At 68.1% G+C, this 18,436-nt stretch carries 24 protein-coding genes; 10 read left to right on the forward strand and 14 right to left on the reverse strand.

Annotated features, from left to right (window positions below; genetic code table 11):
• Nucleotides 1-21: 21 nt before the first annotated feature.
• Complete coding sequence (locus QOI01_RS30180; protein WP_526386914.1) at nucleotides 22-189, reverse strand: hypothetical protein; 168 nt, start codon at nucleotides 187-189, stop codon at nucleotides 22-24.
• A gap of 182 nt (nucleotides 190-371) precedes the next feature.
• A complete protein-coding gene (locus QOI01_RS30185; RefSeq protein WP_526386916.1) occupies nucleotides 372-1,238 on the reverse strand; it encodes an LLM class flavin-dependent oxidoreductase in 867 nt (288 codons plus the stop codon).
• 115 nt (nucleotides 1,239-1,353) lie between these two features.
• Between QOI01_RS30185 and QOI01_RS30190 the strand changes: the two genes are divergently transcribed.
• The 3 genes from QOI01_RS30190 to QOI01_RS30200 all read left to right on the forward strand — a co-directional run bounded on the left by QOI01_RS30190 (nucleotide 1,354) and on the right by QOI01_RS30200 (nucleotide 2,658).
• A complete protein-coding gene (locus tag QOI01_RS30190) occupies nucleotides 1,354-1,608 on the forward strand; it encodes a hypothetical protein (RefSeq protein WP_526386918.1) in 255 nt (84 codons plus the stop codon).
• Nucleotides 1,609-1,635: 27 nt separating this feature from the next.
• Nucleotides 1,636-2,187 carry a WS/DGAT domain-containing protein gene (locus QOI01_RS30195; RefSeq protein WP_526386920.1) on the forward strand — a complete coding sequence of 184 codons (552 nt, stop codon included), beginning with the start codon at nucleotides 1,636-1,638 and terminating at the stop codon, nucleotides 2,185-2,187.
• Between the two features lie 270 nt (nucleotides 2,188-2,457).
• Complete coding sequence (locus tag QOI01_RS30200; protein ID WP_526386921.1) at nucleotides 2,458-2,658, forward strand: hypothetical protein; 201 nt, start codon at nucleotides 2,458-2,460, stop codon at nucleotides 2,656-2,658.
• Between the two features lie 64 nt (nucleotides 2,659-2,722).
• On the opposite strand, the gene QOI01_RS30205 is transcribed toward QOI01_RS30200, so the two are convergent.
• Genes QOI01_RS30205 through QOI01_RS30235 form a run of 7 tightly spaced genes read right to left on the reverse strand, consistent with a single transcriptional unit; the run spans nucleotide 2,723 to nucleotide 8,407 of the window.
• A complete protein-coding gene (locus tag QOI01_RS30205) occupies nucleotides 2,723-3,376 on the reverse strand; it encodes an MOSC domain-containing protein (protein ID WP_526386923.1) in 654 nt (217 codons plus the stop codon).
• A gap of 41 nt (nucleotides 3,377-3,417) precedes the next feature.
• A complete protein-coding gene (locus QOI01_RS30210) occupies nucleotides 3,418-4,143 on the reverse strand; it encodes a hypothetical protein (protein WP_526386925.1) in 726 nt (241 codons plus the stop codon).
• A complete protein-coding gene (locus QOI01_RS30215) occupies nucleotides 4,140-5,081 on the reverse strand; it encodes a VWA domain-containing protein (protein WP_526386927.1) in 942 nt (313 codons plus the stop codon). The genes QOI01_RS30210 and QOI01_RS30215 overlap by 4 nt, the downstream gene beginning before the upstream one ends.
• Nucleotides 5,078-6,058: a hypothetical protein gene (locus QOI01_RS30220; RefSeq protein WP_526386929.1), complete on the reverse strand. Its 981-nt coding sequence runs from the start codon at nucleotides 6,056-6,058 to the stop codon at nucleotides 5,078-5,080. Before QOI01_RS30220 ends, QOI01_RS30215 begins: the two co-directional genes overlap by 4 nt.
• Nucleotides 6,049-6,522 (reverse strand): hypothetical protein, encoded by a 474-nt coding sequence (locus QOI01_RS30225; RefSeq protein ID WP_526386931.1) that lies wholly within the window; start codon nucleotides 6,520-6,522, stop codon nucleotides 6,049-6,051. Before QOI01_RS30225 ends, QOI01_RS30220 begins: the two co-directional genes overlap by 10 nt.
• Complete coding sequence (locus QOI01_RS30230; protein WP_526386933.1) at nucleotides 6,512-7,384, reverse strand: DUF58 domain-containing protein; 873 nt, start codon at nucleotides 7,382-7,384, stop codon at nucleotides 6,512-6,514. Before QOI01_RS30230 ends, QOI01_RS30225 begins: the two co-directional genes overlap by 11 nt.
• Before the next feature lie 21 nt (nucleotides 7,385-7,405).
• On the reverse strand, nucleotides 7,406-8,407 hold the full coding sequence (locus QOI01_RS30235; protein WP_526386935.1) for an AAA family ATPase: 1,002 nt from the start codon (nucleotides 8,405-8,407) through the stop codon (nucleotides 7,406-7,408).
• Between the two features lie 119 nt (nucleotides 8,408-8,526).
• On the opposite strand from QOI01_RS30235, the gene QOI01_RS30240 reads away from it, so the two are divergent.
• Nucleotides 8,527-9,210: a GAP family protein gene (locus QOI01_RS30240; RefSeq protein WP_526386937.1), complete on the forward strand. Its 684-nt coding sequence runs from the start codon at nucleotides 8,527-8,529 to the stop codon at nucleotides 9,208-9,210.
• 56 nt (nucleotides 9,211-9,266) lie between these two features.
• Nucleotides 9,267-9,458 (forward strand): hypothetical protein, encoded by a 192-nt coding sequence (locus QOI01_RS30245; protein WP_526386939.1) that lies wholly within the window; start codon nucleotides 9,267-9,269, stop codon nucleotides 9,456-9,458.
• On the opposite strand, the gene QOI01_RS30250 is transcribed toward QOI01_RS30245, so the two are convergent.
• From QOI01_RS30250 to QOI01_RS30260, 3 genes are all read right to left on the reverse strand, one after another.
• Complete coding sequence (locus tag QOI01_RS30250; RefSeq protein ID WP_526386941.1) at nucleotides 9,455-9,820, reverse strand: cupin domain-containing protein; 366 nt, start codon at nucleotides 9,818-9,820, stop codon at nucleotides 9,455-9,457. The genes QOI01_RS30245 and QOI01_RS30250 overlap by 4 nt on opposite strands.
• 154 nt (nucleotides 9,821-9,974) lie before the next feature.
• The gene (locus QOI01_RS30255; protein ID WP_526386943.1) at nucleotides 9,975-11,201 is read right to left on the reverse strand and encodes an acyl-CoA dehydrogenase family protein; all 1,227 of its coding nucleotides are present in this window, start codon (nucleotides 11,199-11,201) and stop codon (nucleotides 9,975-9,977) included.
• Nucleotides 11,194-12,399 carry an acyl-CoA dehydrogenase family protein gene (locus tag QOI01_RS30260; RefSeq protein ID WP_526386945.1) on the reverse strand — a complete coding sequence of 402 codons (1,206 nt, stop codon included), beginning with the start codon at nucleotides 12,397-12,399 and terminating at the stop codon, nucleotides 11,194-11,196. Before QOI01_RS30260 ends, QOI01_RS30255 begins: the two co-directional genes overlap by 8 nt.
• Before the next feature lie 141 nt (nucleotides 12,400-12,540).
• On the opposite strand from QOI01_RS30260, the gene QOI01_RS30265 reads away from it, so the two are divergent.
• Entirely contained in the window at nucleotides 12,541-13,932 is a 1,392-nt protein-coding gene (locus tag QOI01_RS30265; RefSeq protein ID WP_526386947.1) for an aminotransferase family protein, read from the forward strand.
• Between the two features lie 10 nt (nucleotides 13,933-13,942).
• On the opposite strand, the gene QOI01_RS30270 is transcribed toward QOI01_RS30265, so the two are convergent.
• Nucleotides 13,943-14,281 carry a Rossmann-fold NAD(P)-binding domain-containing protein gene (locus QOI01_RS30270; protein WP_526386949.1) on the reverse strand — a complete coding sequence of 113 codons (339 nt, stop codon included), beginning with the start codon at nucleotides 14,279-14,281 and terminating at the stop codon, nucleotides 13,943-13,945.
• 23 nt (nucleotides 14,282-14,304) lie between these two features.
• On the opposite strand from QOI01_RS30270, the gene QOI01_RS30275 reads away from it, so the two are divergent.
• The 4 genes from QOI01_RS30275 to QOI01_RS30290 all read left to right on the forward strand — a co-directional run bounded on the left by QOI01_RS30275 (nucleotide 14,305) and on the right by QOI01_RS30290 (nucleotide 17,461).
• The gene (locus tag QOI01_RS30275; RefSeq protein ID WP_526386950.1) at nucleotides 14,305-14,601 is read left to right on the forward strand and encodes a hypothetical protein; all 297 of its coding nucleotides are present in this window, start codon (nucleotides 14,305-14,307) and stop codon (nucleotides 14,599-14,601) included.
• Between the two features lie 19 nt (nucleotides 14,602-14,620).
• On the forward strand, nucleotides 14,621-15,319 hold the full coding sequence (gene deoC / locus QOI01_RS30280) for a deoxyribose-phosphate aldolase (protein ID WP_526386952.1): 699 nt from the start codon (nucleotides 14,621-14,623) through the stop codon (nucleotides 15,317-15,319).
• A 100-nt stretch (nucleotides 15,320-15,419) separates the two neighbouring features.
• Nucleotides 15,420-16,328: a DUF1295 domain-containing protein gene (locus QOI01_RS30285; protein ID WP_526386954.1), complete on the forward strand. Its 909-nt coding sequence runs from the start codon at nucleotides 15,420-15,422 to the stop codon at nucleotides 16,326-16,328.
• Nucleotides 16,325-17,461 carry an FAD-dependent oxidoreductase gene (locus QOI01_RS30290; RefSeq protein ID WP_526386960.1) on the forward strand — a complete coding sequence of 379 codons (1,137 nt, stop codon included), beginning with the start codon at nucleotides 16,325-16,327 and terminating at the stop codon, nucleotides 17,459-17,461. The genes QOI01_RS30285 and QOI01_RS30290 overlap by 4 nt, the downstream gene beginning before the upstream one ends.
• Here QOI01_RS30290 and QOI01_RS30295 read toward each other — a convergent pair.
• Nucleotides 17,437-17,559, reverse strand: coding sequence for a hypothetical protein (locus QOI01_RS30295; RefSeq protein WP_526386956.1), 123 nt, complete (start codon nucleotides 17,557-17,559; stop codon nucleotides 17,437-17,439). The genes QOI01_RS30290 and QOI01_RS30295 overlap by 25 nt on opposite strands.
• Nucleotides 17,560-18,436 lie beyond the last annotated feature (877 nt).

Genomic DNA, 18,436 nt, shown 5'->3' on the forward strand with positions numbered 1-18,436 from the left:
TCCCCTTCGTCTAAGTCGCGGTCAGCGGCTCTGATGCACCGTGGTGTCTACGTGCGGGACGTAGACGGGCTGCGTGATGTCGTTGATGAACGCGTGATGGTCGATGGTTGCCTGCGCGGGTCCTGCGAATCCGAGGACTGCGGCAGCGAGACCGCTGGCGACGATGGTGGCGAATCCAAGCTTCTTCATGATGTTTCATCCCTTCACATCGAACGTGTTCGAACCGGGCCTTCGTGCCGGGATTCGGACGCTCTTCCGGCGTTGAGTCTTCGTGCCGGTCTGTGGGGTTCAACGGGCGATTGAAACGATTCATTCCACTAATTCGGCTGCATACGGGGTGTTCTGGGCCACAGTGCTACTCGACGGAACTGCTACTCGACGGACTTGACGTCGCCCGCCGCGGCGGTGAACTCGCCCATGCCCTCGAGTGGGCCGAGCGGCTGCAGCGCAATGGTGTCCACCCCCGCGTCGCGGTAGGTGTCGAGCCCCGCAGCGATCTGCGCGGCGGTGCCGCCGACGCCGAACACGTCGCCCTGGGGTACGTCGAGGCGGACGGCCTCCTCGGCGAGCGTCCGCGGAGCGTCGTCGGATGGCACGCACGCAAGGAAGAGCACCGTGCTGAAGGGCCGTCCGTCGGCATCGGCCCGCCCGGCCGCCACGTGTCCCAATGCCTCGCGGACCGTGCGCGTGGAGTACCCGCTGTCGACCACCACTCCGTCGGCGATCTCGCCTGCCAGTCGCAGCGTCTTCGGTCCAGTGCCCCCAATCAGAACCGGTGGCCGCCGCGCCGGCGGGAACTCCAACCGAACGTCGGACAACCGGACGTAGCGCCCTTCGACGCTGACGGTGCGTCCCGAGAGCAGCGCCTGGAGAGCGGTCGTGTACTCGCGCAGGAGCGTCAGCGGCGACGCGACCGCCGCTCCCGCCTGCCGCATCCAACTCTGCACCCCGTGGCCGACGGCGATCCGGGTCCGACCTGGGAACATTGCGTCCAGGGTGGCGAACTCCATGGCGGTCGCGGCCACGTTGCGCAGCGGTGCCGGGACCAATCCCACTCCGACGCCGAGCCGCTCCGTCGATGCCAGCGCGACGGCCACCTGAGCGATTGCACCCTGCTGGAAACAGTCCTCCCAGAACCAGAGCTCGTCGACTCCGGCCGCCTCCGCTGCAGAGGCAATTGCGCGCAGACCGTCGGGGTGGAAGTCCGGACGGTAGATCACGCCGAGTCGAGTGCTCATCCACCAATCATGCGTGACGAAGGCGCCGGGTGGGAAAAGTGCTGCGCACCAAGATGTTCGATGGCGTCGGCACGAAGCCCGGACGCTGGCGGCCATAGCGAATAGATTGGGCGACGTGGCCCGCGAGGACGATCCCGATCGGCTCGGACCCGACGACGCCCACATCCTCGGCATGGAATCCGCCGTGATCATGGGTCACACGCTGAAGCTCAACGTCCTCGCACCGGGCACCGCGCCGCTCGCCGACGGCCGCGAGGCGATCGCGGTCCGCATTCACCACGCGATGCACACTGGCTCCGACTCGTCGCTGGACCGCCCCATCACCGGCTCGCGCGAGCTCGCCTTCACGGTTGCCCCACTGGCCGGGTGAAGGCGATCGGAACGTCGCGGCCCGTCCATGCCACGGTCAACGACGTACTCCTCGCGATCGTCGCAGGCGGATTGCACGAATGACTTACCCTCAGCGATCCGATGGGACGACACGGCGACGTGCGGGCCCAGATCCCGGTCGACCTGCACCACGACGAGTCGGACCCCCCTGGCGCGGCTCGACCTCATCAGGGCCGAAACGTGTCAGCGCAAGCGTCTCGACGACGCCGACGAGCTCTACGACCCCTTCCACGCACTCGGTAGGGTCGAGCCCGTCGGCAGTGCCGCGCACCGACTCGCAGGCGGCCCCCGTGAGTTCGCCGTCTCGATCTCGAACGTGCCAGGTCCGCGTGACCCGATCAGCATCGCGGGTCGCCGGGTTCTGCATCTGTTCTCCTCGTCCGAGCCGGCGCTACACCACGCGCTGCGGATCTCCGCGGTCTCCTGCGCAGGCGACATCGGCATCGGGCTGTGCACCGACCCCAGTGCCCTGCCCGACGTCGCACGGCTGGCGGAGTGCATCGAAGCGTCGTACACAACGCTGCGGGACGCGGCAGGAGGCGCTCAGCACAATGCCTGAACGGCTGAAGAGGGCCGCCAGGACCGTCGGCTATCTCTGATTTGCTAGACAGGCTATGAATACCGCGCCGCCCGACCGTGTCCGTGAGCAACGTCACTGCGAGCGAGGCTGATTCCTGCCATCCGACGATTAAATGCCGCCAATGGAATTAGCGGGCTGAGCACTGCGTTGAAGCACTCAGACCGGGTGGGAAAGCTCCAAAACGGTTGAGAAGGGGTCCGAACCGCAACGGCTCGAACACCAAAGAGGATCAAGGAAGAAGGCTTCGAAATGAAGAAATTCGGGTTTGCCACTATGGCCGCAACAGCATTCGCCGCCGCGCTCGTCGGGCTCGCCGGGCCTGCGCAGGCCACCACGGTCGCGACACCGGTGTCCGTGTACTCGACCGGCATCGACCATCACGCGTGGCTCAACGACATCCAGCAGCAGGTGAAGGCGCCACCGGCTCCGGTTTTCGGCAACGGCCGCTGATCCGATCTACCGAGAAGGGGCACCCGGCACCGGGTCCCCCATCTCGTGTCAGAAGGTGCGCCGCCTAGCTGGCGGCCCGCCGTAACGCGAGCTTGCGGAGATCCTCTGGGAGGGCGTCGGCGCCGAGCACGTCGGGCCACAGGTCCGGTTCGAGCATAATCGCGCGGTACACGAAGGCGACGGTGATGCCGTGGTCCGGTCGTGCGACGAGCTCGACGGCATCGCCGCCGCGGATAGACCCGGGTTCGATCACCCGTAGGTACGCGCCAGGCGAACCACCGTGGGTGAACGTCTTGATCCAGCCGTCGATTCCGAGCCGATTGGCGAAGGTCTTGCACGGCGTCCTCGGTCGGGTCACCTCGAGCAGCACGCCGTCGGAGCCGATGCGCCACCGCTCGCCGATGACGGCGCCGCTGACGTCGATTCCCTCCGTGGTGACGTTCTCCCCGAACATCCCGTTGGTGAGTTCGCGATCGAGCCGGGCTGCCCACGCGTCGAGATCCTCACGCGCGTACGCGTACACGGCCTGATCGTCGCCGCCGTGCAGCTTGGGGTTTCCGATGACGTCGCCGACGATCCCGCTTCCGAGTCCGCCGTGCATCGGCCCCGGCGCCCGCACGGAGATGGCCCCGTTGCGGGGGCGCTTGTCGATGCCGGTCTTCGGCGTGATCCCGTCCCGACCGACGTACGCGCTGTTCACCGTCAACACCGATGCCACGTCTAGAGGGTAGTCAAGCCGCGACGACAGCGCCCGTTGGACTAGCCACCGTTCCGCGCCGCCGCGTCCCGCAGGATCTGCTGCAGGCGGTCCATGGGCTCACCGACGCCGGGGTGCAGTTGCAGCTCTCCGTCGGGTGGCGTGGTGGTCGACGTTGACGTTGACGTCGAGGCCGGGGGCGGTGGAGGCGGTGGCGCGGCGCCGGCAGGCGGGGGTGGCGGGGGAGGGGGCGCTGCCGGGGCTGCGTCGATCTTCTGCTGCAGCCGGGCGGCCGCACCGTCGAGAAGGGCGCGGCGCTGCTCGTCGGAGTCGGTGCTGCCCTTGAAGCATCCGTCGGGAGCCTTGTCGACGACGGCCAGTGCGTTCCGGTACCAGGTGACGGCAGAACCGGCGTCGAATACTCCTGCAGCCCGGTCTCCCATTGTCTCCCTGACGAATTCGAGGTTGACCCGCGCCGGGCAGGATCGAGCGGGTTCAGTGCGCTCGAGCGCGGCGGTGAACCGCCGGTCCGCGTCGTCGAGTCGGCCGTCCAGCACGGCGAGGTCGCCCGCGGCGAAGAACGCCTTCTCGGGCTCCACGACGTTGAGCACGTTGAGCGCCGCGACGTCACCGCGCAATGCGTCGGCATCCCGCTCGGCGAAGTCGGTGGCGGCCGAGCCGCCCGCGATCACGAACGACCACAGCTTCACCACCACGAGAAGCAGTACGACCGCGACGGGCGCCGAGAAGAGCAGCAGCCGCCGACGTAACCGGGTCCGGGGGCTCACGCCATCACGTCCGTGTTCACCAGCCGGGTGCGGCGGAATTCGCGCAGCACCACGTAGAGCTCGACGAGGAGCAGCACCGCCGCGAGGATGGCGGGCGCCCAGTAGAGCTCCGTCCGCCCAGAGGCAGCGGCGGGGACGTCGGGTCCCCTTGCGGCGACGGCGGTGTCAGTCGGTGCCGCCGAGGCGATGGAGTCGGCATCGACGCGCGGTACGTACGGCACACCGATCTGGTCGGCGATGCCACGCAGGACCTGCTCGCCGACCGCCGATCCGTAGCCGAGCACGGCACCGCCGTCGACAGCGCCCTCGGGCAGGTTGAACTCGCGAGGCGGCTGCTCCGACTCGGGGGCGCCCGCACCGAGGTAGAACACCAGCGTCTTGGCGCGGGGAAACTGCTGCACCGCGCTGATGAGTTGATAGCGCAACATGTTTCCCGCCGCGCCAGCATTGACCTGGGACGAGGAGTCAGGCGTCGACGCGTACGGCTCGAAGGTGTCCGTCAGCGGCCGCAGACTCCACGTGTCCGCCGACAGGGGCCACTCGAGCGCAGGCCGCTCCGCGAAGGAGATCACCGCGACGCGGGCGCCCGGATATCGGTCGATCAGCGCGAGCATGTCGCCGCGGGCGTCCGACATCCTCGACTTCCCGTCGGGGTAGTCCGGCACCCGCATGTCGGGCGATCGGTCGACGACCAGGAACACGTTGGGTGCCTCACGATCCGCGACCCGGCTGGGGCCGTGCTCGTCAGGATCGGTGACCGGTCGTGCGGCGGCCGCGAGCAGAAGCAGCATCGCCAAAGTCAGGCCGCACCACCGCCACACCGCGAAGCGAGTTCGGCCCATCGCGGTCAGCCTACGGAGCACGACGATGCGGGTGGCCAGGATGGCCGCGGCGAGGACGCCCAACAGGATCGGTGGCAGCACGGGCTCGAACGTCATCGTCGTTGCACCACTGGCCACGCAGCCAAGATGGCCGCCGCAAGCAGCGCGACGACCAGTGGGACGTCGGGGGATTCGGTCGACCTGCCGTCGGCGTCCCGCCCGTCGCTGGAGCGGGCCCGTGGCGGGTGGTCGCGGACCTCGGTCAGGCGCGCGGCAACGCCGGAGTCGGCCGAGAATTCCTGCCCGCCGGTGTCGCGCGCAAGTGCGGAGAGGGAGGTCGAATCGGGGCCGGTGACCAGGACGTTGACTTGGACGCCCGCCGCAAGGGCCACGTCCCTGACTCGGTCGGCGGTGAACAACGCCGGACGCGGGTCATCGGAAGAACGCAGCTGGCCGGGACCGACGTAGATCAGCGAACGGCGTTGCGCTGCAGTGCGATCGAACTCCGGGAATCCGGTGAGGCACAGCGCCAGCTGGTCCTCGACACTCTCGGCGTAGTCCGAGTAAGACAACGCGGGGGAGAAGGCCGCGACGTCCCCGCGTTGATCGGCGGGTTGGGCGTAGGTGGAGAAGGTCTCCTTGACGTACTGGTAGTCCCGGGTCAACGGCACCACCCGTCGGTTCGGCGACGTCAGGCCGATCCGCTCAGTGCTGAAGTCATCTGCGTGATCGGTGAAGTAACGCAGCGCGGCGCCGACGGCAGGATCGGTGACGGGAGCGCCGACGCACAGCATGACGTCCTCGGGGTCCTCGCCGTCGAGTTGCCTTGCCGAAGTGAATGATCCGCTCGGGCGGGCGGCGACGACGATCGAGCAGGCGAACATGACGACGAGCAGCGCGATCGTGACGACGGCCGCTCTGGTGCGGTTCCGCTTCGCGCGCACGTACTCGGGCAGCCGGGTCAGGCGGCCCGCGTTGGCCAGCGGCCGCAACCGTCGGCGTTCGGCATTCATCGGCCGCAGCAGCACCGCCGCGATGCAGAACGCCAGGGCCACGCACCCGGCGATCGCGACGACCATCCAGGTCAGGTCCACGACCGGATCAGCTCCTCCGCGTCATCGCCGATCCGCCCGACGTCGAACCGGGACGCCGCGTTGAACTGCACGTCGGTCAGCTGCTCCAACAGCCCTGCGGCGGATGCTATTTCGCTGTGCACGATGTCGTCGAGCTGCATGTACTCCGCAGGCACGCCCGTCACCCGGTGCAGGAACCGGCGCACTTCGCGGCTGACGGCGGCGCCGGCCTGCGCCGGCTCGAGATCGCCCGCACGGTAGCGGCCGCCGATCTCGTGCACCGCCCGCGCGAAGCGGTGCCGAACCATGCGATCGCGAGCCGCCCCGACGAGCGGTACGTCACGCAGCCGTCGGCCAGGGGAGGTGAGGAGGACGACGCCGAGGTACCAGCCGACGAGGATCGTCGAGAGCGCGAGGGCGAGCCACAATGACCAGGACGAGTATGGCGTCGGACCGATGACGTGACGCAGCAGGTCATCTGGCACGGGCATACACCCCCGTCAGCGCCGTGAGCGAGGTCCGGATGGCGGCGCTGCCCCGAACCGTCGCATGCGGCACCCCGTGCACGGTCATGAACTCCGAGAGTCGTTCACGTCGTTCGGATTCCGCGCTCTGGTACGCCTCGACAGCACGTGGTCCGATCGCGGCACCGCTCAGCACGAAGTCGCCGTCGCCCACGTCGTAGCCGTTTGACTCGTCCCCGACCGAGCTCACCGCGGGCATGTCCGCCACCATCGCCCACAGCACGTCGTGGCTGCCGCGTAGTTGGGTGAGTACGCCATCGAGCCGAGAATCGACGTCGGGCTCGTCGGACACCACGACGATCAACAGTGGGCGGCGGTAATGTCTTGCCACCCAATCGAGTTGAGTGAGGATGTTGCTCCGAGAGGGACCCGTCGCGGCGTGCTGATGGAACCTGTGCAGCATGTACTCGATGTGCGTCTCGCCGCGCCGCAGCCGGATGTCCAGACATCCGCGGGCGTCACCGAAGACCATTCCGATCTCATCGGATCGCCGCAGCGTGATCAGTCCCAGCGCACCGATGACGTTGGCGGCCACGTCGCGCTTCGGCTCGCCGGACGGAGCCAGCGCCGCCGTGTTGCGGCCCGCATCGGCCACCACGAGGATCTTGTGGTGCTTCTCGGTGACGAAACGCTTGATCAACACGTGGCCCGAGCGGGCCGTAGCCTTCCAGTCGATGTCGCGGACGTCGTCGCCAGGCACGTACGGGCGCAGGTCGTCGAACTCGAGGCTGCGGGTGTGCACGAGCGCGTAGCGACCGCCCTCGAGCATGCCGTTGGTATCGCGGCCGAAGTGCGCCTTGGCTCGATCGAGATGGGTGCCCACTGCGTCGTCTACCCCATGACCTCACGGCACCCGAACGGCTCGCAGCACCGCGTCGACCACCACGTCGGGCGTGACGCGCGCGCTTGCCGCCTCGAAACCGAGGATCAGGCGATGGCGCAGCACGCGGTGTGCCAACCGCGCGATGTCGTCGGGAACGACGTGGCTGCGCCCGCGCAGCACGGCCATGGCGCGCGCCGTCCGGCAGAAGGCGATGGTGGCGCGCGGGCTGGCGCCGTACTCGATGAGCCGGGCCGTGCTCGCAGGCAGATGGTGTTCGGGTTCGCGCGTCACGCCGACGAGATGGCTGGCGTAGGCGATCAGCGCGCGGTCCATGTGAACCGTGCGGACCAGGCCCTGCACACGCCTGATGTCGTCGATCCCCACCACCGGCGCCGTGCGGTGGTCCCTGTCGAAGAGCCCGGCGTCCATGCGCGAGATCACCTCGACCTCGTCCTCGGTGGACGGATAGTCGACGACCTCCTTGAGCATGAAGCGGTCGGTCTGCGCTTCGGAGAGCGGGTAGGTGCCTTCCTGGTCCACTGGATTCTGCGTCGCGATCACCAGGAACGGCTCGGGGATCGGATACTCGACGCCCGCGATCGTGGTCTGGCGTTCCTCCATGGCCTCGAGCATGGCGCTCTGCGTCTTCGCGCTGGACCGGTTGATCTCGTCGAGCAGCACGATGTTGGTGTGCACGGGCCCCAGTCGCGTGACGAAGGAGTTGGTCGCCGCCTCGTAGATCTCAGTGCCGATGATGTCGCTGGGAAGGAGGTCGGGAGTGCACTGGATGCGGCGAAATCCGCCGTCGATCGACTCGGCGATCACACGCGCCGCGGTGGTCTTGGCCAGCCCGGGAACGCTCTCGACCAGCAGGTGGCCACCGGCGAGCAGACCAAGCAGCATCGATTCACGGAGCCGCTGTTGCCCGACGACCTTCGCCGAGAACGCACCGCCGACGGCCTCCACGATGCGCTGTGCTTCGGTCATCTCGCGCGGGTCCAATTGCGATCGCGCTGCGGTCATGAGTCCTTCCGTGCGTTCCGTCGATGGTGGTGTGTACCCGCAACTGCGGACTTCACGCCCCGGCGTCCCCGTTCCTCCCGTCGCTCGTGGGCAGGCACTGCCGTAGGTTCTCCTGTGTCATGCTGGGACTACTACTGCCTCTCCTGGGGTTCGCGTTCCTCGATTCACTGAACGTCCTCAACCTGGGAGTGACGTCGGCGGTCGTGTACGACAGCAGGCTCAGCCGCCGGTCGGCGTTGCCGGCGGGACTGAGCTTCGTGGCGGGAGTGTTCACCGCGACCGCCACCTTCGGCGTGCTCACGGTGCTCGGGCTGAGCTTCCTGAACGACCGTGTCGAATTCGAGCTGACTCCCACCGTCCGGTACTGGGGTCAGTTGATGCTGGGGTTGGTGTTGATCGCGGTGGCGAGCTTCTCGGGGTCGGCTAGGCCCGCTCCGCCACTATGGGCGCTGAACCTGACGCGGCGCAACCCGTGGCTGTTCGGAATCGTCGGACTCGCCATCGGGGTGGGCCAGGCCTCGACGTCCGTGCCCTACCTGACTTCGCTGGCGATGGTGTCTGCCCGCAATCCGCTGCCAACGGCGTGGCCGGCGATCGTGTTCGTCTACTGCGGACTCGGCGCGGTGCCGTCGCTGTTGGTGTTGGCGCTGTCGACGCATCGGACCATCCGGTCAAGGCGTATGCAGCGCAACGTCGTTCGGGTGATGACCCGCTTCGGGCCCACCACGGTGAGAGTCCTGTTCCTTGGCGTCGGGGTGGTACTCGTCGTCGGCGCGCTGGGGAACTACCGCGCGTTGTGGTGAGCGGTCCGCCGCGAAATTCGATTGCACCGCGCGCGGGGTGCGCGTTGACTACGCACATGGATCAGGGGGAGAGGGCGCTGTTGGCGGGGCTACCCGAGGTCGGCTATGCGGCCGGGTCGCCCGGTGGATGGAACAGTTTGTGGCAGAACGCAGTTGGGCACGCCATGGGCCGTGAGGAGTCGTCACTGGTCCACGTCGAAGAGGGCCGTCGGCTGGCTGCGACGATCTGGGCGGAACTGACGCGCTAGGTCGCGTAGTAGTCGCCGCCGCGGGAGAACTCGACGAACGTGCACGCCTCCTCGCCGACAGTCCACGCGTCGTGCCCTGGCGGGAGCAGCATCACGTCACCCGCGGAGAAGACGTCCTCAGAGCCGTCGGCCATCCGGACACCGAGCGCGCCATTGACCACGACGGCGACGTGCGGCAGCTCGCACAGGTCGGTGCCCGCGTACTCCTTCAGGTCGTTGGACCAGCGAGCGCCGGCGCCGAAGGTCACCTGGGTGACCGCGACACCGTCGAGCTCAGCGGTCTTCTTGGAGATGCGGCCGTGGACGTCACTCTCGATGTCGGCGAACCGCGCCTTCTGCATGCCGGGGTGGAAGCTGACCATCCCGTAATTGCAGCACGGTTCAACGGAATTGACCAGACAAATGCGCAGCGTGAGCGTGCGTGAACTCCCGGCGCGAGCGGTGTGTTGCGGAGCAAACACGCACGCTCGCGGGGGGAGTTGGGTTGCGCGGGAGGGGTTGTGCGGGGGAAGTGAACTAGGTGCCGTCTGCGACCCGCGGCGGCTTCTCGACGGTGGCCGTGTCGAGGACGAGCTCCGCGACTCGCGACCGGTGCTGCTCGGCGCTGCCAAGCAGTGCAGCGTCGGTGGTCGCGCGCTTGAAGTACAGGTGCGCCTCGTGTTCCCAGGTGAACCCGATGCCGCCGAGGGTCTGAATGGCGTCGGTGGCGATGCGGCTGAACGCAGCCGACGCCGTGGCTTGGGCGATGCTGGCGGCGAGCGCGGGGTCGTCCGAGCCGTCGGTCAGCGCCCACACGGCGTGATAGGCGGTGGAGCGGGCATGCTCCAGGTCGACCAGCATGTCGGCCAACCGGTGCTTGACGGCTTGGAACGAGCCGATGGGCCGACCGAACTGCAACCGGTCCTTGGCGTATTGCACGGCGACGTCCAGGATGTGCTGTGCGGCGCCGACCTGTTCGACCGCCAGCAGCGCCGAGCCGACATGCAGGGCGTGCACGATCACTCGCTCGGCCTCCTCGGGTCCGGCCACCAGCCGAGCAGGCGCGTCGGACAACGTGACGGTCGCCTGGGGCCGGGTCTGGTCGACGGTGAGCAGCGCCCGGCGGTCCACGCCCGCGCCCGCGGTGTCGACCGCGTACAGGCCCACTCCCTCAGGGGCCGTCGCGGCGACCAGCAGCTCGTCGGCAGCACCCGCATCGACCACCCGGTCGACTGTTCCGGACAGCGTCCACGCATCCGCCGAACCGGACGCGGTGACGGTCACCGCAGTCGGGTCGAAGGCGCCCGCGTCGTCGTCGACGGCGAACGCCGCGGTGCGACGACCCTCGACGAGTTCAGCCAGCAGCTCATCGCGAGCAGGCCCCGTCGAGGCGGCGACCAGTGCTGGAATGACGAGGAACACCGTGCCGAACGTCGGCCCGCAGGCGAGAGCCGCACCCAGCTCCTCCACGGCCACCGCCTGATCGACGAGGGTGCCTCCCACGCCGCCGTCGTCCTCTGGCACCGACAGTCCGAGGACGCCGAGCTCGGTGCCCAGCCGGGTCCATGCGTTCGGGTCGAAGGGCGGGTCGGATTCCATGAGCCGACGCACCGCCTGCTCGTCAAAGTTCTCGACACAGAACCGGTGCACCGCGGCTCGCAACTGCTCCTGCTCATCGGTGAACGTGAACTCAACCGGATTGCGGGGTTGATCCGCAAGCTCCTCAACCGGATTGCGGGGTTGATCCGCAAGCTCCTCAACCACGCGGAATCTCCTTCCACGGCATGCCCGCGTCGGCGCGCAGGTCGCCCGGCAGGCCGAGGACCCGCTCGCCGAGGATGTTGCGCATCACGTCGGACGTACCACCTTCGATGGTGTTGGCGCGGCTCCGCAGGAACCGCTGCTGGATCGGGCCCCGCCAGTCTGAGTCTTTTTCGGACTTCCGTCCCTCCTCGGGATTCGCGTAGCCGTGGTACAGAATCCCTTCCGGCCCAAGGAGATCCATGCAGAACTGGTAGATGTGCTGATTCAGTTCGGCGCCGACGAGCTTGCCGATCGAGCCCTCGGGGCCTGGACCACCTACGGTCGCCGCCGCCCGCGACCGCTCCGAGGTGAGGCGCTGGGCCTCCGAGCGCAGCCACAGCTGGCTGAGCCGGTCGCGCAGAACCGGCGTCTGGCGCTCGGGCCTGGCCGCCCACAGCGAAACGGCTTCGGAGATCGTGCCCGCGCCGCGCCTGCTGCCGCTGCCGCCGAGTGCGCTGCGCTCGTTCATCAGCGTGGTCATCGCCACCGCCCAGCCGTTGCCGACCTCGCCGAGGCGATGAGCGTCGGGAATGCGCGCGTCGGTGAAGTACACCTCGTTGAACTCAGCCTGGCCGGTCAACTGCCGCAACGGCCTGGTCTCGACGCCCGGCGAGTGCATGTCGATGACGAAGTAGGTCAGTCCCTTGTGCTTGGGGACGTCCGGATTCGTGCGGGCCAGCAGCAGGCCCCATCGCGCCCGGTGCGCCAGGCTGGTCCAGACCTTCTGCCCGTTGATCACCCAGTCGTCCCCGTCGGGTACCGCCGAGGTGGCCAGCCCGGCGAGGTCACTGCCTGCACCCGGTTCCGAGAACAACTGGCACCAGATGTCCTCGGTGGTGGCGAGCGGGCGCAACCAGGACCGCTTGACGTCCTCGGACTGGGCGTGTTCGCGAATGGTCGGCGCCGCCATTCCGTAGCCCATCGGGTTCAGCCCCAGTGGCACCGGACCGCCGGCGCCCTGAAGGATCCGGTCGGCGACGGCCTGGTTTCCTCGCGAAACCCCAAGTCCGCCAAGATTATCGGGAAAATGCACCCAGGACAGACCGGCGTCGTAACAGGCGCCGAGGAACTCCGTGACGGGCACGGACTTCGGATCGTGGTCGTGAACGACCTGTCGCGCCAGGTCGGCGACCCGCTCTGTTTCAGCAGCGTTGCTCATCCAGCCACGATAGAAAGTCGACACCCGTCAAGGAACAGCGGGTGCCGGTTCCGGTACCGGAACGTGCGTGCTGGGAGGCCGACCGGATATCTTCACCTCGACGCGGAGTTTCCAGCGCACTCGATTCGCGAAGGACGCGACATGACTTCTTTGCCCGACGCCGACACACTCCCGACGGGCCAGGATCTGCCGTCCGCCGTCGCCGAGGCCAAGCGCGCCTACGAGCTCGACCGCGCACACGTGTTCCACTCGTGGTCGGCGCAGGCGCAGATCAAGCCGATGACCATCGTGGCGTCCGACGGCTCCTACGTGTGGGACGGCGACGGCAACAAGCTGCTCGACTTCTCCTCGCAGCTGGTGTTCACCAACGTCGGCCATCAGCATCCGAAAGTCGTCAAGGCCATTGCCGAGCAGGCCGCCAAGCTGTGCACGGTCGCGCCACAGCACGCCAACGCCGCCCGGTCCGAGGCGGCCCGGCTGATCACCGAGCGCACGCCCGGTCACCTGAACCGGGTGTTCTTCACCAACGGCGGCGCCGACGCCGTCGAGCACGCGGTCCGGATGGCACGGCTGCACACCGGCCGCTACAAGGTGCTGTCCCGCTATCGCTCGTACCACGGCGGCACCGACACCGCGATCAACCTGACCGGTGACCCACGCCGCTACCCCAACGACTACGCCAGCAGCGGCGTCGTGCACTTCAACGGCCCGTTCCTCTACCGCACGTCGTTCCACGCCGAGAACGAGCAGCAGGAGAGCGAGCGCGCGCTGGAGTACCTCGAGCGCCTCATCCGCCACGAGGATCCCAGGTCGTTCGCCGCGATCATCCTCGAGTCCGTGCCAGGCACCGCGGGCATCATGGTGCCGCCACCCGGTTACCTGGCCGGGGTGCGCGATATCTGTGACCGCTACGGCATCGTGTTCATCGCCGACGAGGTGATGGCCGGCTTCGGCCGCACCGGAAAGTGGTTCGCCATCCAGAATTTCGACGTCATCCCCGATCTGATGACGTTCGCCAAGGGCGTCACGTCCGGCTACGTCCCACTCGGCGGTGTCGCCATCAGCGAGGCGATCTTTGCGACGTTCGCCGACCGCGCCTATCCCGGTGGCCTCACGTACTCCGGCCATCCGCTGGCATGCGCCGCCGCGGTGGCCACCATCAACGCGATGGAGGACGAGGGCATGGTCGCCAACGCCGCCCGGATCGGCGCCGACGTGCTCGGGCCGGGTCTGGCTGAGCTGGCCGCCAAGCACCCGTCGGTCGGCGAGGTGCGTGGGCTCGGGGTGTTCTGGGCCATCGAGCTGGTGTCGAACCCGCAGACGCGCGCGCCACTGGCCCCCTACGGCGGCTCCAGTCCCGCGATGAACGCGGTGATCGCCGCGTGCAAGGCCAACGGTCTGCTCCCCTTCGCCAACTTCAACCGGATCCACGCGGTGCCACCTTGCAACGTCAGCGACGCCGAGGTCACCGAGGGGGTACGCATGCTCGACGCGGCGCTCGACATCGCCGACGAGCACGTCACCGGAGTGTGAGCAGCGGGCTCTAGAGGGCGAAGGGAACGTCGTCGGGTGCCGCTCGGCGGGCCGCGAGGATCTTCTCGGCCGCAGGACCGATCGGCACACGCAACGGAAGCTTCGCCACGGCGGCGGCATCTGCGACCGCTGCTGCGACGTCCTCCGGCGTGAGCACCTGGTCCCGACCGCCGTGGTGCTCCAGCGGTGCGGCGTACGGATCGTCGGGCACCGTGTAGGTGGTGACGTCGTCAAGCGCCCCCGAGCTCACTGCGCCGGGCTCGAGTAGCGCGGTGTCGATGCCGAACGGCGCGACCTCGATGGCGAGCGCCTCCACCACCGCCTCCAGCGCCCACTTCGAAACCCTCACCGTAGAGCGCGTCCCTGGTGCCCGTGCGTTCCACGATCGCCGGATGCCACGATCCCGGTCAGACTGGACTGCTGCAACAGGTTCGAAGATCGCTGCCAGCAGCGTCGAACGCCGCCGTCGTGCTGGGCGGAACCAGTTTGTTCGGCGGCAAGGGTGGCGTGCTCGGAACCTTCATCGCGGTGCTTCTGCTGTCGGTTCTGCGAAACTTGTTCAACCTACTCGGACTCAGCTCGTTCTTTCAGATGGTCGTCACCGGCATCATCCTGGTTGCGGCGCTGATCATGAACTACGTCCTCGACCGGCGCGCAAAGAGCGCTTGACCCACGAAAGGCAGAACCCATGGCGCTCGACGCGCGACCTACGGTCACCGCGGTGGCCAGAATGATCGACCACACCCTTCTTCGGCCGGAGGCGACGCCCGCCGACGTGAACGCCCTCGTCGACGAAGCCATCGCACTCGGCACGTACTCGGTGTGCGTATCGCCGTCGATGCTCCCGGTCGCGATTCCCGACGGTGCCGACCTGAAGGTTGCTGCCGTTTGCGGCTTTCCGAGTGGCAAGCACGCTTCGGCCATCAAGGCCGCGGAGGCGGCAGCGGCGGTGGCCGCGGGTGCCGACGAAATCGACATGGTGATCGACATCGGAGCTGCAAAGGCGGGCAGCTTCGACCTCGTCGAGGCAGACATCGCAGCGGTGCGCCGGGCCGTGCCCGACAACGCAGTGCTCAAGGTGATCATCGAATCGGCCGCACTCACCGACGCGGAGATCCTGGCGGTGTGCCGCGCGGCCATCGCAGCCCGCGCCGATTTCGTGAAGACGTCAACGGGCTTTCACCCGTCGGGCGGTGCGAGCGTGCACGCCGTGGCGCTGATGCACGAGGCGGTTGGCGGGGCAGGACTCGGGGTCAAGGCCTCCGGCGGGGTGCGCACCCTCGATCAGGCTCGGGCGATGATCGAGGCTGGAGCGACGCGCCTTGGCGTCTCGGGTTCACGCGCTTTGCTGACCGCATCCGACGACCAGCCGAGCGGAACCTACTGACCTCCACTCGCGAATCTCGATGCGACGGCGAAGCTGCGGTATCGCCGCCCCGGAACTAGAACGTGTTACATTTTCGGCCGCCGAGGACGCCGAGGAGACGATGAGCAAGACCCGTTCATTGGTCATCGTCACCGCCGCCTACGTCGTCGCCGTCGGCCTGGCCGCGGCCTGGCTGTGGTGGGGGCCGAGCACGGGTCGGCTCTGGCTCGACACGTTCATCGCCGACCTGCTGGCCACCGTCGCCATCTTCGTCTTCAGCCGTGGCTACCGGAACTCGAGCTTCTACGACGCCTACTGGAGCGTCGTCCCGCCGCTGCTGCTTTTCTACTGGTGGAGCCAGGCCGGGCCGGGTGTCGACCAACTGCGCTGCTGGCTGGTGGCGATCGTGGTCGTGCTGTGGGCGATCCGCCTGACGGGAAACTGGGTCTACGCGTTTCCCGGCCTGCACCACGAGGACTGGCGCTATCCGATGTTCAAGGAGCAGGCCGGTCGCTGGGAGTTCGGCGCCGACCTGGTGGCGATCCACCTGATCCCCACCGCGCAGGTCTTCCTGGGCATGGTGCCGGTGTACGTGGCGGTGACACGTCCCGGCGACGGTCTCGCGTGGCTGTCCTGGGTGGCGTTCGTCATCGGTCTCGCGGCGGTCGCTCTCGAACTCGCCGCCGACGTCCAGATGCACCGGTTCGTCCGGGACCGTCGGCCTGGTGACGTGATGGACCGTGGGCTGTGGAGCTGGTCCCGGCATCCGAACTACTTCGGGGAGTTCAGCTTCTGGTTCGCCATGGCGCTGTTCGGCATCGCGGCGGCTCACGCCAATGCGTGGTGGCTGGTCATCGGAGCGGTGGCCATCCTGGTGCTGTTCCTCGGTGCCAGCATCCCGATGATGGAGAAGCGCAGCCTGGAGCGGCGGCCTGCGTACCAGGACGTCGTCGGCCGGGTGTCGCGCTTCGTTCCGTGGCCGCCGAAGGCGGCGGAATCACCGTGGCCGCCCCGCAAGGCCGCGTCGTGATCCGCAAACGCGTCGTGGTCGCGGGCCTCGGCGACAGCGGCATCCTGACGGCGATCCGGCTCGCGCATCACGCGGACGTCGTCGGCATCTCGGCCAAGACCGCATTGGTGAGCGGTCAGGAGTTGGGCATCCGGCTCAGCCGCCCCGACGACTGGGCGCGCGACTACTGGATCGCCTTCGACAGGTTCCGCGGCCTCGACTGCGTGCGCACCGTCCACGGCACCCTTGCCGGTGTCGACCTCGCCGCGCGTACGGTCACCGTTCAGCGGGACGACGGCACGACCCAGGCCGAGGACTACGACGCCCTCGTCATCTCGACCGGGGTGGCCAACGGGTTCTGGCGTCGGCCGACCCTGCAGTCCGTCGACGAGGTCGGAGCCGACCTTCGCGTTGCGCACGACCGGCTCGCCTCCGCCGCCTCCGTCATCGTCGTCGGTGGCGGTGCGGCCGCGGTCGGCAGCGCCGCCAATCTCGCGGGGACCTGGCCGGACAAGCGTGTCGACCTCTACTACCCGGGTGAGCGTCCGCTGGCTTCGCACCATCCGAGAATCTGGGGCCGCATCAGGCACCGGCTGACCGACCTCGGAGTAGGTCTGCACGACGGGCACCGCGCGGTCATTCCCGACGGCTTCGCCTGCGACGAGATCACCGACGAGCCGGTGCATTGGAGCACCGGGCATCCCCCGGCGTCGGCGGACGCCGTGCTGTGGGCCATCGGGCGGGTCACACCCAACACCGACTGGCTGCCGCCGGAGGTGCTCGACGAGCACGGCTTCGTCCGCGTCGGCCCCGACCTGCAGGTGCCGGGACACGCAGGCGTGTTCGCGGTCGGAGATGTCGCCGCCACCGACCCGTTGCGCAGCTCGGCCCGCAACCGCGCGGACGGCCTCGTCGCCCACAACGTGCGCGCGCAGTTCGACGGCAAGCGGGTGCGCACGTACACCGCGCCGAAACGGCGCTGGGGTTCGGTGTTGGGCGCGCAGTCCGACGGATTGGAGGTCTTCGCCCCCAACGGCAAGGCCTTCCGGTTTCCGGCGTGGTCGATCGACCGGATCCTGCAGCCGATGATCGTCCGCAAGGGCATCTACAAGGGCGTGCGCGACGACGGTCAGGCGAGCCGAACGCAGGCTTGAACGCCGTCCCCCATCGGGAGCTTGATGGCGAGGTACCCGTTGGAGGGTTCACCGAGGTAGGACAGCAGCGGGCCGCGTACGTCGCTGCCGAAGTCCATGTCCACGTCGTTCGACCAGGATCAGTGAACCGGGACGCAGCGAGGACTCCAGTAGGCGCAGCACCGGGAGCGCCAGATCCGGCCAACCGTCCAGCAGCACCAGGTCGATCTCGCCCGGCACATCGGCCCGCGTCGACGAAGTTCTTCTGCGCCGCAGCGGCCTCTCGGGCTGCAGCTCGGTGCCGATGACCGTGCCGCCGCCGTTGTCCCGTACCGCGCTGGCCAGATAGATCGTCGAGACGCCGAATGATCGGTCGCTCGGGCGAGGAGATGCAGCAGCTCGCCGGCGGTCGAGGACACGGACATGTAGACGTTCTTGAAGAGCTCCGACCGCTGCGACATCCCCTTGGACCTGCCTACGTTGGAGCTGAGCATGGCGTGGCATCCGCGATACGACGCCGATGCAGCCCACCGATGGCTGCGCCAATGCGTACGCGACACTTTCTGCAGGCCTGAGCGATTAGGGGCCGCGTAATCCTGCACCGTGAGTGTGCATTCCGGCGCGTGCGGTGGCATGCGGACTGCTCGCCTCCAACATTCGCTCGTACTTCACCGCCAATCCGATCGGAGACACCCAGCGCCAGTGCAGCGTGACGGTGGCTCTGCAGGATCTGGCCTTGGCCGGCGGTCGTGGTCCAGACGTCGGGCGGTGGGTCATCGGCCCAGACGCGGCTTGTCGAGCAGTCCATCAAGGTGATCGCATGGGCCTTGCTCGAATCACGCTCGCAGGCAACAACTATTCGACAGTGTTGCGCTGGGGCGTGTGCGCCATGTCTATTGGCCGATGGCGGGTTGAGGACTCGGGACACCAGAACGGTGGGGTCGAGTCGGGGGCTGCGACTGCACCTGCGGCTGCGGCTGCGGTTCGGTTGAGTTC

The sequence above is a fragment of the Mycobacterium sp. genome (assembly GCF_032162605.1).
In the GTDB taxonomy this organism is placed as follows: Bacteria; Actinomycetota; Actinomycetes; order Mycobacteriales; family Mycobacteriaceae; genus Mycobacterium.

What these genes read in the sequence shown, in the direction of transcription:
- QOI01_RS30180 (WP_526386914.1), bottom strand. Translation starts at nt 189, where the DNA reads ATGAAGAAGCTTGGATTCGCCACCATCGTCGCCAGCGGTCTCGCTGCC.
- QOI01_RS30185 (WP_526386916.1), bottom strand. Translation starts at nt 1,238, where the DNA reads ATGAGCACTCGACTCGGCGTGATCTACCGTCCGGACTTCCACCCCGAC.
- QOI01_RS30195 (WP_526386920.1), top strand. Translation starts at nt 1,636, where the DNA reads ATGCCACGGTCAACGACGTACTCCTCGCGATCGTCGCAGGCGGATTGC.
- QOI01_RS30200 (WP_526386921.1), top strand. Translation starts at nt 2,458, where the DNA reads ATGAAGAAATTCGGGTTTGCCACTATGGCCGCAACAGCATTCGCCGCC.
- QOI01_RS30215 (WP_526386927.1), bottom strand. Translation starts at nt 5,081, where the DNA reads ATGACGTTCGAGCCCGTGCTGCCACCGATCCTGTTGGGCGTCCTCGCC.
- QOI01_RS30235 (WP_526386935.1), bottom strand. Translation starts at nt 8,407, where the DNA reads ATGACCGCAGCGCGATCGCAATTGGACCCGCGCGAGATGACCGAAGCA.
- QOI01_RS30240 (WP_526386937.1), top strand. Translation starts at nt 8,527, where the DNA reads ATGCTGGGACTACTACTGCCTCTCCTGGGGTTCGCGTTCCTCGATTCA.
- QOI01_RS30245 (WP_526386939.1), top strand. Translation starts at nt 9,267, where the DNA reads ATGGATCAGGGGGAGAGGGCGCTGTTGGCGGGGCTACCCGAGGTCGGC.
- QOI01_RS30250 (WP_526386941.1), bottom strand. Translation starts at nt 9,820, where the DNA reads ATGGTCAGCTTCCACCCCGGCATGCAGAAGGCGCGGTTCGCCGACATC.
- QOI01_RS30260 (WP_526386945.1), bottom strand. Translation starts at nt 12,399, where the DNA reads ATGAGCAACGCTGCTGAAACAGAGCGGGTCGCCGACCTGGCGCGACAG.
- QOI01_RS30265 (WP_526386947.1), top strand. Translation starts at nt 12,541, where the DNA reads ATGACTTCTTTGCCCGACGCCGACACACTCCCGACGGGCCAGGATCTG.
- deoC (WP_526386952.1), top strand. Translation starts at nt 14,621, where the DNA reads ATGGCGCTCGACGCGCGACCTACGGTCACCGCGGTGGCCAGAATGATC.
- QOI01_RS30285 (WP_526386954.1), top strand. Translation starts at nt 15,420, where the DNA reads ATGAGCAAGACCCGTTCATTGGTCATCGTCACCGCCGCCTACGTCGTC.
- QOI01_RS30295 (WP_526386956.1), bottom strand. Translation starts at nt 17,559, where the DNA reads ATGGACTTCGGCAGCGACGTACGCGGCCCGCTGCTGTCCTACCTCGGT.